Genomic DNA, 16,401 nt, shown 5'->3' with positions numbered 1-16,401 from the left:
AACTTATTCTTATTTAACTATTTTAGCTATTTCCATCAAGTCTTCTAATGAAACTTCAAAAATCTCACCATCGCTCATTCTTTTCAAATTAACTTTTCTATTTGTTAATTCATCTTCACCTAAAATAGTAGTAAATGCTGCTCCTAATTTGTTTGCATACTTCATTTCAGCTTTCACGCTTCTACCCATGTGATTTATCTCACACTTCACACCTAAAGCCCTTAAATCACTAGCCAGCTTAAAAGCATACTTACTTTCCGCTTCTCCTCTAGCACCAATATATAAATCAAATAATTTTTCTTTAGGTATTTCTATATTTTCTTTTTCTAAAGTCATAATTAATCTTTCAACACCCATACCAAATCCAACTGCTGGCATATCTGGTCCACCAAGTTCTTCTATAAGCTTATCATACCTTCCTCCTCCACATACAGTAAAATCAGAAGTTAAGATTTCAAATATAGTTTTTGTGTAATAGTCTAATCCCCTTACGATGCCTGGATCTATTGTATAAGGAAGTCCTAAGATATCTAAATATTCTTTGACTTTATTAAAATGTGTACTACACTCTTCACAAACATAATCCAATATTATCGGCGCATTTTTAGTAATTTCATGACATTTCTTCTCTTTACAATCCAATATTCTCATAGGATTTTTTTCAAATCTATCTTTACAAGTGTCACAAAGTCCATCATAATTATCAGCTAAAAATTTCTTAAGCGCTTCATTATATTTAGGTCTACAACTTGGGCAACCTAAATTATTTATATTTAAACTTAAACTTTTTAATCCTAATTCTTTTAATGTATCCATAGCGACTGCTATAACTTCCGCATCCATTGAAGCTGCATTTGAGCCAAACACTTCTAATCCACATTGATGAAATTGTCTAAGCCTTCCTTTTTGGACATTTTCATATCTAAACGCTGGTGTAATATAGTATAATTTTGTTGGCTGAGCTTCGTTAAATAATCTATTTTCCACAAATGCCCTTACTGCTGATGCAGTTCCTTCTGGTTTCAATGTTATACTTCTATTTCCCTTGTCATTGAAAGTATACATTTCTTTCTGAACTATATCTGTTGTATCCCCAACACTTCTTAAAAATAATTCTGTGTGTTCGAACATCGGAGTTCTAATTTCTCTAATTCCATATGTTTTAGCAACCTTTCTAAAGGCACTTTCTATATAATGCCACTTATAGGCATCTTCAGGCAACATATCCTTGGTGCCTTTTGGTGCTTGCATTTCAATCGCCATTGATCTTTTCCTCCTATTTGACTAAACAAATTTACAATATTCTAATTTATTACAGTTAATTATGTATACAATGTATCAAGCAACGCTTTCTTTTTCTCAATCATTTCATCAATTCTAGATACATATTCATGAAGATCTTTTAAGTTTGGAAATCTTTCAAGTCTATCTTCCTCTAAAAATATCACTTTACTTACAGCTGCTGCTCCCAGTGCAATTACTGTTTGTTTTTCCTCAATCATTTGAATATTGTATATACATTCTTTGCCTTCTTTAGCATAACCTAAATTCTCCATATTTCCAACCATATTTTTTTGCCTATACATATAATATGGTGAAATACCTAAATTTTCTGCCAGATTCCTACTTTCTTCATACATTTTTATAATTTCATCTTGGGACGTAATTTGTATTCCTTTTTTCAAGATAAATTCTTCATACATTCTAGACCCTCTTTTAAGCGCTAGGCCATGAACTGTAATGCTATCAGGTTTTAGTTTTATTAACTCATTCTTAGTATGAATGACATCTTCATGCGTCTCACCTGGAAGTCCTATTATTATATCCATATTAATATCATCAAATCCAAGTTCTCTAGCCATTTTAAATTTTTCTTTTATATCTGCTGAAGAATGAGTTCTACCAATTAAATTTAAAGTTTTATCATTCATTGTTTGGGGATTAATACTTATTCTATCTACTCCATACTCTTTCATTGTCTGAAGTTTATTTCTAGTAAGCGTATCTGGTCTTCCGCATTCAACCGTAAACTCTTTTATATTATCATCCTTAATAAAACAATTATAAATTTCTTTCATGATTATGTTGAACTCTTCATCACTTACTGATGTTGGAGTACCGCCACCAAAATATACTGATTCGATATTAAGTTTTCTTTCCTTCACATATGAACTCATACCTTTTATCTCTTTAATAAGTGCCTCTATATATGGCGTCACCATCTTTTTATAAACACCTATAGGGTTCGAAGTGAATGAGCAATATAAACATTTTGTTGGACAAAATGCCATGCCTATATATATAGCTATAGTATTTTTATCCTTATTAACTATTTTTTTCTCAGCTTTTGCCACATCTATACAAAGTCTAGCTTTATCCTCATGAGCCAAGTATTTTTCTTTAAATATTTCTATCACTTCATCTTCAGTATTGCCTTCTTCAAGCAATTTTAATGCTATTTTAGATGGTCTGATTCCAATTAATATTCCCCAAGGATAAATGTCATGAGTTACATTTCTAAGGCACAGAAAAAGAAATCTTCTAAGAGAATTTTTAATATCTTCTCCTAAAGATTCTTCTACATAATAATTATTATATTCAAACCTTAAGGTTTTCTCATCAATATAAACCATATAATCTGCATCTTCTGCACCCACAAATTTAATTTCCCTCATTGAGTAATATACATTAAATAATTGGTATACTTCGTATCTAAATTTAAAATCATTTAAACTAACTTTAACTTCCATCGTTTCTCCCCTTAAAAATGTGCAAATTAATGCACATTTTTATTTTTATAAGAATGGATTATTCCTTTTTTCATATCCTATTGTAGATGCTGGTCCGTGTCCCGGATAAACTTTAACACCATCTCCTAAAGGCAATAACTTTTCCTTTATATTTTTTATAAGCTGTGCTCCATTCCCTCCTGGAAAATCACTTCTTCCAATAGATCCTTGGAAAAGAGTATCTCCTGTAAACAGTTCATCATTTACTAGGAAGCATATACCACCTGCTGTATGCCCAGCTGTCTCTATAACTTTAATTATATTATTGCCTAAAGATACTGTATCTCCTTCTTTTAAATATTTTGAAGCTTTTGGCAGTGATCCAAATACAAACTCGTCATTTTTCATATATTGTTCTTCATTTTCACTTATATAAAAAGGAATATTGAGTTTATTCATTAATTCAATAACTGCTCCCACATGATCCATATGTCCATGTGTCAAAAGAATAAATTTAGGCTTTCCATCCAACCTACTAATCTCTTTTTCTATCAAATTCGGCTGCCCGCCTGGATCTATAATTGCAAGCTCCTTGGTGCCTTCATCCATTATTAAATAACAATTTTCTTCATACATTCCCGCTATTAATGTTTTTATAATCAATTTGAATTCCTCCTAAAAATTTCTCTTACTATCTAATAATATGGTAACAGGCCCATCATTATTAATTTTAACCTTCATGTCTGCTCCAAATTCTCCACATTCAACTTTTAAGTTTGATGTCTTAAGAAGATCTAAGAATTCTTCATACAGCTTTTTAGCCTCTTCTCCACCTTGTGCTTCCATAAAATTGGGCCTTCTTCCTTTTCTACAATCACCATACAATGTAAACTGAGATATCACAAGTATTTCACCTTTAATATCCAATAGTGACAAATTCATTTTATCATTTTCATCATGAAACACTCTCAAATTGATAATCTTATCTTTTATATATTTTAGGTCTTCAAAAGTATCATCCTTAGATATTCCTATTAATACATTAAAGCCTACACCTATTTCACCAATTATATCTCCATCAACACAAACGCTAGATGAGCTCACTCTTTGTACAACTGCTCTCATGTTATCTCACCTTTCTGATATATATAAGATTCTAACTATTTACTCTATATACATCTGTCACACCTTTTAATCTTTTAAGTCGCTTCATTAAATCCTTCAGACTATCGACAGATGTAATTTTTATTTTTACATTAATTAGTGCCGATCCTTGCTTTGCTAAATTCGCATTTACAGCACTTAACTGTAGTTTAAGCTCTGTTATAACACTCATTATATCTGCTAGCAATCCATCTCTATCATCAGCTACAACTTGAATTTCTGCAAAATAAGATGTACCTTGTGCTGATCCCCAATTAACTTCTACTACTCTATCTTTATCTGTATCTATAAGGTTTTGCAAATTACTGCAATCACTCCTATGAACTGATACTCCTCTACCTTTAGTTATATATCCTAAAATTTCATCTCCAGGAACTGGACTACAACACTTAGCAAACCTGACCATAAGATTACTTTCACCTTTTACTGTTATTCCATATCCATTAGGTTCTGGTTTTCTTGCTGTTTTTGCAATTTGTTCCTCGATATTCTTATTTAAAATTTCCTTATTTTCTTTTTCCTTGTTTACCTTATCTACACCTATCCCATTGTCTTCCTTCAATCTTGCAATAAGAGTAGATACAGAGAATCCTCCTATACCAATTAAAGCATATAAATCATCCATAGAATGAATATTATATCTCTTCACTAATTTTTCATAAAAATCCCCTTTAGCAACGTCAGCATAGTTAACACACTGTTTCTTTAATTCCTTTTCAAGAAGTTCCTTGCCCTTTAGCATATTTTCTTCTCTTTTAGCCTTTTTAAACCAAAGTTTTATTTTGCTCTTAGATTGATTACTTTTTGCGATGTTTAACCAATCCATATTAGGTCCCTTAGCATTAGGCGAAGTTAAAATTTCTACAATTTCTCCTGTCTTGAGAGTATAATCTAAAGGAACTATTTTACCATTAACCTTAGCACCTACGCACTTATTTCCTACATCAGTATGTATTCTATATGCAAAGTCTATAGGCGTAGCATTGCTGCATAAATTTATTACAACACCTTTTGGAGTAAACACAAATACTTCATCTGAAAACAAATCTATCTTAAAACCTTCAATAAACTCTTCAGCATCTGATGTTTCTTTCTGCCATTCCAACATATCTCTAAGCCATACTAGCTTCTTTTCAAAATCTTTTTGCTTATCTTGCTCCCCTTTGGCGTTATCTCCCTCTTTATATTTCCAGTGAGCTGCAATTCCATATTCTGCTGTTTTATGCATTTCAAAAGTTCTAATTTGAATTTCAAAAGTTTTGCCTTGTGGTCCAATTACAGTGGTATGTAATGATTGATACATGTTTGGTTTAGGCATTGCTATATAATCTTTAAACCTTCCTGGAATTGGCCTGTAGATAGTGTGTACTATTCCAAGGACACCATAACAATCCTTAACAGAATGCACCAGAACTCTAATAGCCGTTAAATCAAAAATTTGCTCTATGCTTTTATTCTTACTAACCATCTTTTTGTAGATACTATAAAAATGCTTTGGTCTTCCATCAATATCCGATTCAATTCCAGAATTTCCAAGCTTTTGTTTTAAATCATTTACTATATCGTTTATGTAAGTTTCTCTTTCTACTCTCTTTTCAGCAATACTATCTACTAATTCATAATATTCTTTTTCATGTAAATATCTAAAACATAAATCCTCTAATTCCCATTTAATTTTAGACATACCCAGCCTATGCGCTAAAGGCGCGTAAATATCCAATGTCTCTTTTGCTTTGTTTTTTTGCTTTTTTGCTGGCATAAATTTGAGAGTTCTCATATTATGTAATCTATCTGCCAATTTAATAATTATTACTCTTATATCTTTTGCCATAGCAAGCAACATTTTTCTCACATTATCAGCTTGTTGCTCTTCTTTAGTTTTATATTCCATTTCTCCAAGCTTAGTAAGCTTCGTAACACCTTCTACAAGATTAGCGATTTCCGCATTAAAAAGGCTTACTGTTTCATCATAAGAAAACTCCGTATCTTCAATTACATCATGCAATAATCCAGCTACAATAGTATTAGTATCCATACCCAACTCAGCTAGAATTTCAGCTACTGCTATCGGATGAATAATATACGGTTCACCAGATTCCCTTTTTTGGTCCTTATGAGCTTTTTCAGCAAAATCATATGCTTTTTTTACCATTTCAACATCAACATTATTACAATTCTTATCAATCTTTTCCAGTAATTTATCAATCATAAGGATTACGCTCCTTCTATATTAATTCATTTGAAGTAAGTATCTAAAACAAAATAACAGATTAGAAATTACAGTATAATTTTTAGGCAGATAATTTAGTAAATACTGATTCTTAGTGTTAGTCAATTTATCAGCATAAAATACAATTAAATTAATAAAGTATCCTGAATTCCGCTCCGCTTTTTTGAATATACCTAAATTCAAAGGCTGGTTTAATAACCAGCCTAACTTTTTAATAATTATATATTATTTTAGAATTATTTTCAACAATACATTTAAAAGAAATGGAATCCTTACCAATTATAATGCCCAGAAACAACTCTTAAAATACCTAAAATCACAACTTAGATGTCGTATTTAACTAATGATAGTACATCATATCCTTCTAATTTATCTTTTCCTTTTAATTCAGTTAGTTCTATTACAAAATCAAGTGAAGCAACTATTCCACCTGCTTGTTCTATTAATTTAGCAACGCCTTCTACAGTCCCCCCTGTTGCTAATAAGTCATCTACAACAGCAACTCTTTGACCTGGTTTGATTGCATCTTTATGAAGTTGAAGCTGATCCTCTCCATATTCCAATCCATAATTAACTGATATAGTTTCTCCTGGTAATTTTCCTGGCTTTCTTACTGGAATAAATCCTACTCCTAAAGCATATGCCACAGGAACTCCAAAAATAAATCCTCTTGCTTCAGGCCCAACAATCAAATCAATTTTTTTATCCTCTAGATGTTTAACTATTCTATTAATAGTTTCTCTTAGCGCTTCTCCATCAGCAATTAATGTTGTTATGTCCTTAAAACTAATTCCTTCTTTAGGAAAATTTTCGATTACCCTTATTTTTTCTTGTAAATCCATTTTAACTCCTCCATAGAATTTAATTTAACATATCATTTATGATTCAATATTAAACAACTACTAATTAATAAATATTGCTTTACTATTTCATTAACTTTCCATATACCTTATGGAATTATTTGTTTTAAGTCTATATAAATATTTAACAATTTGATCAGCTCTATCTTTATCATTTGTAGTTAAGAGCTCTAAGACAATTCTAGCATTATCCATAACACCTACCGCACCTATAGGCGGAATTATGAATTCAATTATATTATTTATACCATCATTATTAAACTCTTCCAAACTGTTAAATTCTATTATTGATCTCAATCCATTATTATTAGTATTCATCAGGAACTTATTTCCTTCTTTAATTAGTACTCCATTTTCTCCCTTTGATGGTACCTTTGCCCACTGAATACCTATAAGTATTAAATCTAAATATTTATTTATACTTTTCATATTATAATATATAGCAATAGCTTGCATAAGCTTAAAAGTAAGTCCACTTGTCGATAAGTTCTTATATCTGTATTGGCACCCCTTTTGGTTAGGATTTATATAAATATAGTCATTAACAAGATCACTTTCTTCATTTTCAAGAATAATTAAATCAATACCTAGTTTTTTGCATAGCTCAACTTCTTCTTTAGATTTTAATCCAACACCTAAAGTTATTAATAGTTCAGCACCTAAAAAATCTACGTTATTTTTTATATCTACCGAATTTATTCTAGCATCAGCTTCTTGCCTATCATATATTAAATATTCTACATCAGCATTTAAATATCTCAAAACAAGAATTAACGATGAAACTGCACAAATCCCATCGACATTATATGTACCATAAACAACTATTTTTTGTCTATTATTTACCGCCAAAGCTAATCTCTCTATTGCTTTGTTCATACCCTTAAGTATAAATGGGTTATATCCGCTAATATAATTTGGACAATATATACTTTCCCAGAATTTACGCATGGTTTATTCCTCCATAAAATTAGAAAACACCTTTATTATAAATGATTATAATAAATTTTACAATTATTTTGTTAACAAATGAAAAAACCCCCATTGTGCTGGAGGTTTCTTCATTTCCAGTAATTAAGCTTTTTGTAATTTTTTCTTTTGGCTTCTAACTCTATCTTTTAAGTATACCCAAATTGGTGATGCTATACATATTGATGAATACGCTCCACTTATGATACCTACAATTAAAGGTATCGTAAATGCTTGAACAGATGGCACTAAAAAATTCATTGCTATTATAGTAACAACTGTTGCTGAAGAAGTATATAATGATCTTGCTATAGTTTCAGTCAAACTTACATCTGCCACTTCAATTGATTTCGCTCTTCTCATCATCTTTGTGTTTTCTCTAATTCTATCAAAAATAACTATCGTATCACACATAGAATATCCCACTATAGTCAGTATCGCTGCTATAAAAGGTGTATTTACTGGAATATAAAATATTGAGTAAACAGAAATAGTTACTAATATATCATGAATTGTGGCCGCTATAGCCGCTACTCCAAATTTGAATTCAAATCTAATAGCTATATATACTAACATTACTGCAAAAGCCGCGAGTAATGCATATATAGAATTTTGAGTCAACTCTCTACCTACTGATGATCCTATTTCATTCTGTGAAACTAGCACTTTATCATCCAGTTTATATTTAGATTCTAAATCAGATACAATTAATCCTAACTTATCACTATCCAGATCTGCTGATTTTATTTCATATTGATTATTATTAATTGTATTCGTCGAAGCATCTGGTGCATAACTTCGAATGATTGTGTCAACATCATCTTTATTTATACTTTCGTCTAGTTGAAGTACTATTTCAGAACCACCTTTAAAATCTATACCAAAGTTTAGTCCTCTAACACATAAGAATCCCATTCCGATTACAATAATGATTAGGGATATTGAAAACCATAATTTTGTCTTTTCCATTATTTTAAGCATGTTTTTCATCCCCCTTTTTCAAAGTAACACCAAAGTGTGATGGTTTATTTATAATTCCACTTTCAACAGCTAAATTAACAAGTACTTTTGTTACTACCAAACCTGTAAATAAACTTATAATTATACCTATCATAAGTGTAATTGCAAAACCTTTTACTGCTCCAGATCCTATAAAATATAGAATTAGTGATGCAAGTAAAGTTGTCATGTTAGAATCTACTATTGAAGATAATGCATGCTCTGATCCTTTTTTCACTGCCGCCTTAACAGTGTACCCTTTCTTTAACTCCTCTTTAGTTCTTTCAAACGTTAGTATATTAGCATCAACAGCCACACCAATAGTAAGCAAGAATGCCGCTATACCTGGAAGAGTCAATGTAACACCTACTTCTATAAAAGCAAAAAGTGTAAGTGTTATATACAAAGTTAAAGCAATATTAGCCATTAATCCTTGAATTCTATAATGGAATAGCATGAATAAAAATACTAATCCAACTCCTATAATTCCCGCCTTAACAGAGTTTGGAAATGCTGTAGCTCCTAGTTCCGCTCCAACATTACTAACTGAAACTTCTTTAACTGGAAGTGGAAGTGCACCTGCATTAATCATTCCAGCTAATTCCTTATTCTTTTGTAATGTATCATGTGTTTCAATACTTGCTTTTCCACCTGAAATTTGCGAATTTACTCGCGCACTAGATATTTCTTCGTCATCAAGGTAAATTGAAATATTTTGCCCAATATATTTTCCTGTTGCATCTGCAAACTTTTGTGCACCTTCATCATTTAATTCTAAACCAACTTCATATCCACCATTTTGTTGATTCATTTGTGCAGTTGCTTTTTTTACATCTGAACCTGTTAAAATTTCAGTTCCATCTGGCCCTTTAAAACTCAAATTACCAGACTTAACCAAACTATCTACTATTTCCTTAGAATTAGTTAATCCCGGTACATCTACTCTTATTCTCTTTGGACCTTCTGTTGCTACAATTGTTTCTGCAACACCAAGTTTATTTACTCTTAAAGATAAATGTTCCTTAGCACTTTGTAATTCTTCTGCAGTTACATCATCTTTTTGAATTTCCATAAGAACAGAAACTCCGCCTTGTAAATCTAGTCCTCTAGTTATTACTTTATCAAATGATTTAAATTCCCATCCTCCTAGAACAAATCCTTTAAATCCTGCAAAAGCTAACAGTCCAATTACAGCAATAATTAATATCAACAATGCTGAACTTTTGCTTTTTCTTTTCATCTTAATCCCCCTCTGCATATTATGTCTTTCATTAGGTTAGTATTTACTATATATTCCTTACTGAAAATTTTGGATTACAATTTCATTAACAGTTTCCTTTATTATGTAAAATACTTTAATATTTAAAATTAAGAAATTAAAGTCTTTAAGCTTAATTTTAAAGAACTTATTACTTCTTAATTTTAAATATTATTACATTCCTATGTTGCACATTGTTCATTATAGCACACTATAATTTCTTAATAAAGTTTTTTATTAATGTATGATATAACAATAAAATACTGTTTAACCTTCATTTAAATAAAAATGATTTCACATATGTATAACTTCTTTTAATCTTTGTAAAGTTAGTCATTAAAAACTGAAGTATCTTATAAATTTATCCCTAGCATCCCAGCAAGAGTACCTACAACCAGTGCTATAATCAATTTAATGAAGTCAAAAATCTTAAATGCTAATTCTCCATTAAAGCTACTAGATAGTATAAACAATACTAAATAATATGATAGTGCTACTCCAAAGCCTACAAGCCATCCCTTTGATTCATTTTTCTTTGCTCCTATCATTGCTCCTAAACTTAAACTGCATAAAGATATTATTACATATATCATGTTAAAAATACCTTTACTAAATACTAGTTTAGTCATCAATAAAGATAGAATTGTAACTCCTATGAAGCTTAGAATCAAAGTTCCAATAGTACCTTTTACTACTGATCTAAAATATTTACTATTTTCCATCAAAAACACCCCCCAACACTTCATTTTATGAAATATTAAAGGGCATTATGATTAATCCATCTTTATTTTATGAGATATTCCGCTCTTCTCTAATTTAATTCTAGTTTTTGCAGGACCACTTTCAATTGTAACTGATTTTTCATCTATATGTGTAATCTTACCTATGATTCCACCTCTTGTCACAATTTCATCATTTACTTTCAATTCATCAATCATACCTTGATATTTCTTTTTTCTCTTCTTCTCAGGTAATATAAGAAGGAAAAAAAATATCACAAATACAAGTAAATAAGGTACTACGCTCGTAAGTAACGCTAACATATTATCCATACTTTTCCTCCAATGTGTTTATTATATTTTTTTATATTCATGATATGTAGTTTACATTTTATTTACTTTAATGTCAATATAAACCTACATTTGTTACTCATGTTCATTTAGAAATCGTGTAAAGATCTATATCCCACCAAATTCATAAATAATCATTTTCAATTATCTGCCTTCCCATTGTGATAATTTTTCTTCCTTAAATTGCTTGAAATAACCACCTTCAATTGCGTCTCTTATATCTTTCATTAACTTATTATAAAAATACAAATTATGTAAAACGCATAATCTCATCGCAAGCATTTCCTTTGCTTTAAATAAATGTCTTATATATGCTCTTGTATAATTCTTGCATGTTGGACATTCGCAACCATCATCAATAGGTCTATCATCAAGTTCATATTTTGCATTCATAAGATTAAGCTTGCCTTCACTACAAAATACATTTCCGTGTCTCCCATTTCTGGCTGGAAGTACACAGTCAAAGAAATCCACGCCTCTGTCGACCGCTTCCAATATATTGCTAGGTGTACCTACTCCCATTAAATATATAGGTTTATCTTCTGGCAAATGTGGTACAACTGCATCTATCACTCTATACATTTCTTCATGAGTTTCTCCAACAGCAAGCCCACCTATGGCATATCCATCTAGATCCATTTTAGTTATTTCTTTAGCGTGCTTTATCCTTATATCTTCATAAACTCCACCCTGATTTATTCCAAATAGCATTTGTTCCTTATTTATTGTATCTGGCATAGAATTTAATCTATCCATTTCATTCTTACATCTTTCAAGCCATCTTGTAGTTCTTTCTACTGATCTTTCTACGTATTCTCTAGGCGCTGGATTTTCAATACATTCATCAAAAGCCATTGCTATTGTAGATGCCAAATTACTTTGAATTTGCATTGATTCTTCTGGTCCCATAAATATTTTCTTTCCATCTATATGTGAATTAAAATACACGCCTTCTTCTTTTATTTTTCTCATCTTAGCTAACGAAAATACTTGAAATCCACCTGAATCTGTGAGAATTGGTCTATCCCAATTCATAAACTTATGTAATCCTCCAAGTTTTTTAACCACTTTATCACTTGGTCTTAAGTGAAGATGATATGTATTAGAAAGTTCAACCTGGCATCCTATCTCCTTTAAATCCATGCTAGAAACTGCACCTTTTATAGCTGCTAATGTTCCAACATTCATAAATACTGGAGTTTGTATAGTTCCATGAGGAGTTTCAAACTGCCCTCTCCTTGCTTTTCCATCCTTTTTTAATAAAGTATACCTTTTACTCACAAGCGTCCACCTCTTAATTATATTTTTACGAAACTCAGCTACATTTGTTTACTGAGCAACTCTGAGATTCTTTAAAGAAACTAACTTCCATTTAGTTGTTAGCTGAATTATAAAATCAATATCTATTTTCTAATTCATCCCATTTTATATTGAAACACTTGACTATGTCACCTCATCAATGTAATCAAAACTTTTATTTAATAAACATAGCATCTCCAAATGAGAAAAATCTATATTTTTCATTTACTGCTTCTTCATATGCATTCATAACATTTTCTCTTCCTGCTAAAGTTGAAACAAGCATTATCAATGTAGATTCTGGTAAATGGAAGTTTGTAATTAACTTATCCACTACTTTAAATTTATATCCAGGATAAATAAATATATTAGTCCATCCACTTTGTTCCTTAACAAATCCATTTTCATCACCAATAGTTTCTAATGTCCTTGTTGAAGTTGTTCCAACAGATATAACCGCATTTCCTCTTTTTTTAGTTTCGTTTATTATATCTGCACTTTCTTTTGAAAGCATATAAAACTCTGAATGCATTTCATGCTCCTCTAGAGATTCAACTTTTACAGGTCTAAAAGTTCCAAGTCCAACATGTAATGTTAGATATACTATGTTAATTCCTTTATTCTTTATTTCTTGCAATAACTCTTTTGTAAAATGTAATCCCGCAGTAGGTGCTGCAGCAGAACCATTTTCTTTAGAATACACTGTTTGATACCTTTCCCTATCTTCTAATCTCTCATGAATATATGGTGGCAAAGGCATCTCCCCAAGCGAATCTAGAACTTCCTCAAATATTCCATCATAGAAAAATTCAACTATTCTATTTCCGTTTTCTTCCACTTCAACAACTTCAGCTTTTAACTTACCTTCCCCAAATGTAAATTTTCTACCAACTTTTGCTGATTTACCAGGCTTTGCTAGGCACTCCCATCTATCCTTTTCAATTCTTTTAAGTAAAAGGAACTCAATTTTTCCGCCAGTACCTTCCTTTTCTCCAATTAATCTTGCTGGCATTACTCTCGTATTGTTTAATACTAAAGTATCTCCTTCATTTAAGTATTCTATAATATCATGAAATTTCTTATGCTTAATCTCACCAGTTTTCTTATCTAAAACCATAAGTCTTGATGAATCTCTTTGTTCCAACGGATGTTGAGCTATCAACTCTTCTGGTAAGTAAAAATCAAAATCTTTTACGTTCATTTATTTATCTTCTCCTAACTAACAGCTTATTCTTATTATTGACACTTCTAACAAAGTTAAACTTTTAAAAACTATATCAGTTGTTCAAAACTCAATTTTAAAGCACTTACTAATAAATCCCTACTTATCTATTTATCAAAAAAGCTACCTTGTACTTTCCCATTATTACTTTTGCTTTTTGAATTGTTTACTCTTCCAAGATGTTCATATGCCTTATCACTTGCTATTCTTCCTCTTGGTGTTCTTATTATAAAACCTTTTTGAAGCAAATATGGTTCATATACGTCTTCTATAGTTCCCAATTCCTCCCCTATAAAATAAGAAAGTGTTTCAATTCCAACTGGTCCCCCGTTAAAATTATCAATAATAGCTTCAAGTATTTTATTATCAACTTTATCAAATCCCTGATTATCAACTTCCAATAATTCTAAAGCCTCTCTAGCCTCTTTCAATGATACTAGCTTATTAGATTTTACTTCTGAATAATCCCTAACCCTTTTTAATAGCCTATTGGCAATTCTAGGTGTTCCTCTAGATCTCTTAGCAATTTCCAAAGCACCTTCTTCAGTAATTGTACAACCAAAAACCAAAGCGCTTCTACTTACTATCTCCTTAAGTTCTTCATCTGTATAATATTCCATGGCACAAAGCACACCAAATCTATCTCTAAGTGGAGATGTAAGCATTCCAATCCTTGTTGTTGCTCCAATTAGTGTAAATTTAGGAAGATCAATTCTTATAGATTTCGCTGTAGCACCTTTTCCTATAACTATATCTAAAGCATAATCCTCCATAGCAGGGTATAATATTTCCTCAACATTTCTATTTAGCCTATGTATTTCATCTATAAATAAAACATCATAATCTTTTAATGTTGTTAGTATCGCTGCTAAATCTCCTGCTCTTTCTATTGCTGGTCCAGAAGTAATTTTTAAATCCCCACCCATTTCTTTTGCTATAATATTAGCTAAAGTAGTTTTTCCAAGTCCAGGTGGTCCATATAAAAGTGTATGATCTAATGCTTCTTTTCTATTTTTTGCAGCTTTAATAAATATATCTAATCGCTCTTTTACTTTGTCTTGTCCTATATATTCATTTATTTTTTGAGGTCTTAAACTAAGTTCAGAATTAAAATCTTCTTGCATCTCAGATGGATTAACTATTCTTTCCAAAAAACCTCCCCCTTTTCCTATGAGTCATATATGTATTATTTTTTGCTATTTATGTCTTAGTATCTTTATCCCATCAACGCCTTTAATGCATTTTTAATGATATTTTCTACACTATCATTCTTATCTATCTTTTTAAGTACTGATTCTGCTTCCTTCTCACTATACCCTAGCGCAATTAACGCGCTTAAAGCTTCTGATAATGCCATAACATTCTCATTATCCTGTGCATCAATTTCCAAACTGCTATCCAATAATTCATCTGGCTTTAGTTTATCTTTGATCTCTAAAATAATTCTAGCTGCTGTTTTTTTGCCTATTCCCACACCTCTACAGATGTGTTTCTCATCGCCAATCATTATTGCATATTTTAAATTATTAACTCTGCTTATAGATAATAAAGATAATGCTGCTTTTGGTCCAACTCCACTTACTGTTAAAAGAAGCTTAAACATCTCTAGCTCTTCCTTTGAATCAAATCCATATAATCCAATAAAATCTTCCCTTACTATTTGCTCAAGGTAAAGCATAATCTCCTCTCCATTCTTTGGCATAGAGGACATTGTAGCACCTGATGTAAATATCTTGTAGCCTATACCGCTATTCTCTACTATTACATAATCTTTATTTATTCCAATATATTTACCTTTTATATATTCGTACATCTATTTTACACCAACTTTTCTATATCTATAACTGTATTTAAAATTCAGCTAAAAAACTAATTTCTACATTATTAAAACCTAACTTATACTTTATCATTTTCAGGCAAATCTTTCAACAATGTATTTTTTAATTAATAAAAGGCATGTAAGTATCAAATTACTAACATGCCTTTTATTAATTAAAATTTACCTATCAGATTTCCATTATGATAAAAATTCTGATAAGCTTTCTTCTGCATCGTCTTTTGAATTATATTCAAGCTCAAAATTCTTAATTTTGTCTTTATCTATCTCACTTAAGTTATCTACTTTTTTACTATTAGTATACACATCTTCGCTATTTTCAATTGATAAAGTTCCATTACCATCAGTTTTATATATTGCTAAAAAGCCATCTTTTTCTCCAATATAATATTTATTAGGTTTTACAGCTTTAGAAGCATCTCTTTTATAAGTCATTTCTCCATTAGATTCTACTTCTAATACATATCCCTTATCTTTTAATGCCTTTGATAATTCCGTTTCTGTTAAATTCTTATCTATATTTAATTCTTTCTTTAACTCTGATAATGTTAATTCTTTTTCTTTCTTTTCACCTGCATATAAATAAATTCTTATATTATCATTTAATTTATTATTTATTTCACTTGATGATACAGGATTATTTTTAGCATTTTTGTTGCTTATATACTTTTCTGAAAAATAATATGTTATAGAAAATATAAGTGCTAATGCTAATGTCATACCTATAAATAATTTCTTTTTATTTACCATAATAATCACTCCTTATC

At 30.5% G+C, this 16,401-nt stretch carries 16 protein-coding genes; all 16 read right to left on the bottom strand.

The window, feature by feature from the left end:
- Window positions 1-9 precede the first annotated feature (9 nt).
- Window positions 10-1,263, bottom strand: coding sequence for a histidine--tRNA ligase (gene hisS, locus F3K33_RS08025; RefSeq protein ID WP_011968872.1), 1,254 nt, complete (start codon window positions 1,261-1,263; stop codon window positions 10-12).
- Between the two features lie 59 nt (window positions 1,264-1,322).
- Window positions 1,323-2,750, bottom strand: a complete 1,428-nt coding sequence (locus F3K33_RS08020; RefSeq protein ID WP_011968871.1) for a coproporphyrinogen III oxidase — start codon at window positions 2,748-2,750, stop codon at window positions 1,323-1,325.
- A gap of 45 nt (window positions 2,751-2,795) precedes the next feature.
- Window positions 2,796-3,392, bottom strand: coding sequence for an MBL fold metallo-hydrolase (locus F3K33_RS08015; protein ID WP_011968870.1), 597 nt, complete (start codon window positions 3,390-3,392; stop codon window positions 2,796-2,798).
- A gap of 12 nt (window positions 3,393-3,404) precedes the next feature.
- Window positions 3,405-3,854: a D-aminoacyl-tRNA deacylase gene (gene dtd, locus F3K33_RS08010; RefSeq protein ID WP_011968869.1), complete on the bottom strand. Its 450-nt coding sequence runs from the start codon at window positions 3,852-3,854 to the stop codon at window positions 3,405-3,407.
- 31 nt (window positions 3,855-3,885) lie between these two features.
- Window positions 3,886-6,102, bottom strand: a complete 2,217-nt coding sequence (locus F3K33_RS08005; RefSeq protein WP_011968868.1) for a RelA/SpoT family protein — start codon at window positions 6,100-6,102, stop codon at window positions 3,886-3,888.
- A 344-nt stretch (window positions 6,103-6,446) separates the two neighbouring features.
- Window positions 6,447-6,965, bottom strand: coding sequence for an adenine phosphoribosyltransferase (locus F3K33_RS08000; RefSeq protein ID WP_011968867.1), 519 nt, complete (start codon window positions 6,963-6,965; stop codon window positions 6,447-6,449).
- Between the two features lie 90 nt (window positions 6,966-7,055).
- Window positions 7,056-7,931, bottom strand: coding sequence for a DHH family phosphoesterase (locus tag F3K33_RS07995; RefSeq protein ID WP_011968866.1), 876 nt, complete (start codon window positions 7,929-7,931; stop codon window positions 7,056-7,058).
- 123 nt (window positions 7,932-8,054) lie between these two features.
- Entirely contained in the window at window positions 8,055-8,930 is an 876-nt protein-coding gene (gene secF, locus F3K33_RS07990) for a protein translocase subunit SecF (protein ID WP_039770614.1), read from the bottom strand.
- Complete coding sequence (secD, locus tag F3K33_RS07985) at window positions 8,923-10,188, bottom strand: protein translocase subunit SecD (protein ID WP_039770616.1); 1,266 nt, start codon at window positions 10,186-10,188, stop codon at window positions 8,923-8,925. Before secD ends, secF begins: the two co-directional genes overlap by 8 nt.
- Before the next feature lie 371 nt (window positions 10,189-10,559).
- On the bottom strand, window positions 10,560-10,928 hold the full coding sequence (locus F3K33_RS07980) for a TIGR04086 family membrane protein (RefSeq protein WP_039770618.1): 369 nt from the start codon (window positions 10,926-10,928) through the stop codon (window positions 10,560-10,562).
- Window positions 10,929-10,979: 51 nt separating this feature from the next.
- A complete protein-coding gene (gene yajC, locus F3K33_RS07975) occupies window positions 10,980-11,258 on the bottom strand; it encodes a preprotein translocase subunit YajC (protein ID WP_017208831.1) in 279 nt (92 codons plus the stop codon).
- Window positions 11,259-11,420: 162 nt separating this feature from the next.
- Complete coding sequence (gene tgt / locus F3K33_RS07970; protein ID WP_011968861.1) at window positions 11,421-12,557, bottom strand: tRNA guanosine(34) transglycosylase Tgt; 1,137 nt, start codon at window positions 12,555-12,557, stop codon at window positions 11,421-11,423.
- 193 nt (window positions 12,558-12,750) lie between these two features.
- Window positions 12,751-13,776, bottom strand: a complete 1,026-nt coding sequence (gene queA / locus F3K33_RS07965) for a tRNA preQ1(34) S-adenosylmethionine ribosyltransferase-isomerase QueA (RefSeq protein ID WP_011968860.1) — start codon at window positions 13,774-13,776, stop codon at window positions 12,751-12,753.
- 128 nt (window positions 13,777-13,904) lie between these two features.
- On the bottom strand, window positions 13,905-14,948 hold the full coding sequence (gene ruvB, locus F3K33_RS07960) for a Holliday junction branch migration DNA helicase RuvB (protein WP_017208829.1): 1,044 nt from the start codon (window positions 14,946-14,948) through the stop codon (window positions 13,905-13,907).
- 65 nt (window positions 14,949-15,013) lie between these two features.
- Complete coding sequence (gene ruvA / locus F3K33_RS07955) at window positions 15,014-15,610, bottom strand: Holliday junction branch migration protein RuvA (protein WP_023976285.1); 597 nt, start codon at window positions 15,608-15,610, stop codon at window positions 15,014-15,016.
- A 204-nt stretch (window positions 15,611-15,814) separates the two neighbouring features.
- Window positions 15,815-16,384 (bottom strand): hypothetical protein, encoded by a 570-nt coding sequence (locus F3K33_RS07950; RefSeq protein WP_023976286.1) that lies wholly within the window; start codon window positions 16,382-16,384, stop codon window positions 15,815-15,817.
- Between the last annotated feature and the right edge of the window lie 17 nt (window positions 16,385-16,401).

It is taken from the genome of Clostridium beijerinckii, from assembly GCF_008705175.1.
In the GTDB taxonomy this organism is placed as follows: domain Bacteria; phylum Bacillota; class Clostridia; order Clostridiales; family Clostridiaceae; genus Clostridium; species Clostridium beijerinckii.
This window is presented reverse-complemented; position numbering and strand designations above follow the sequence as displayed.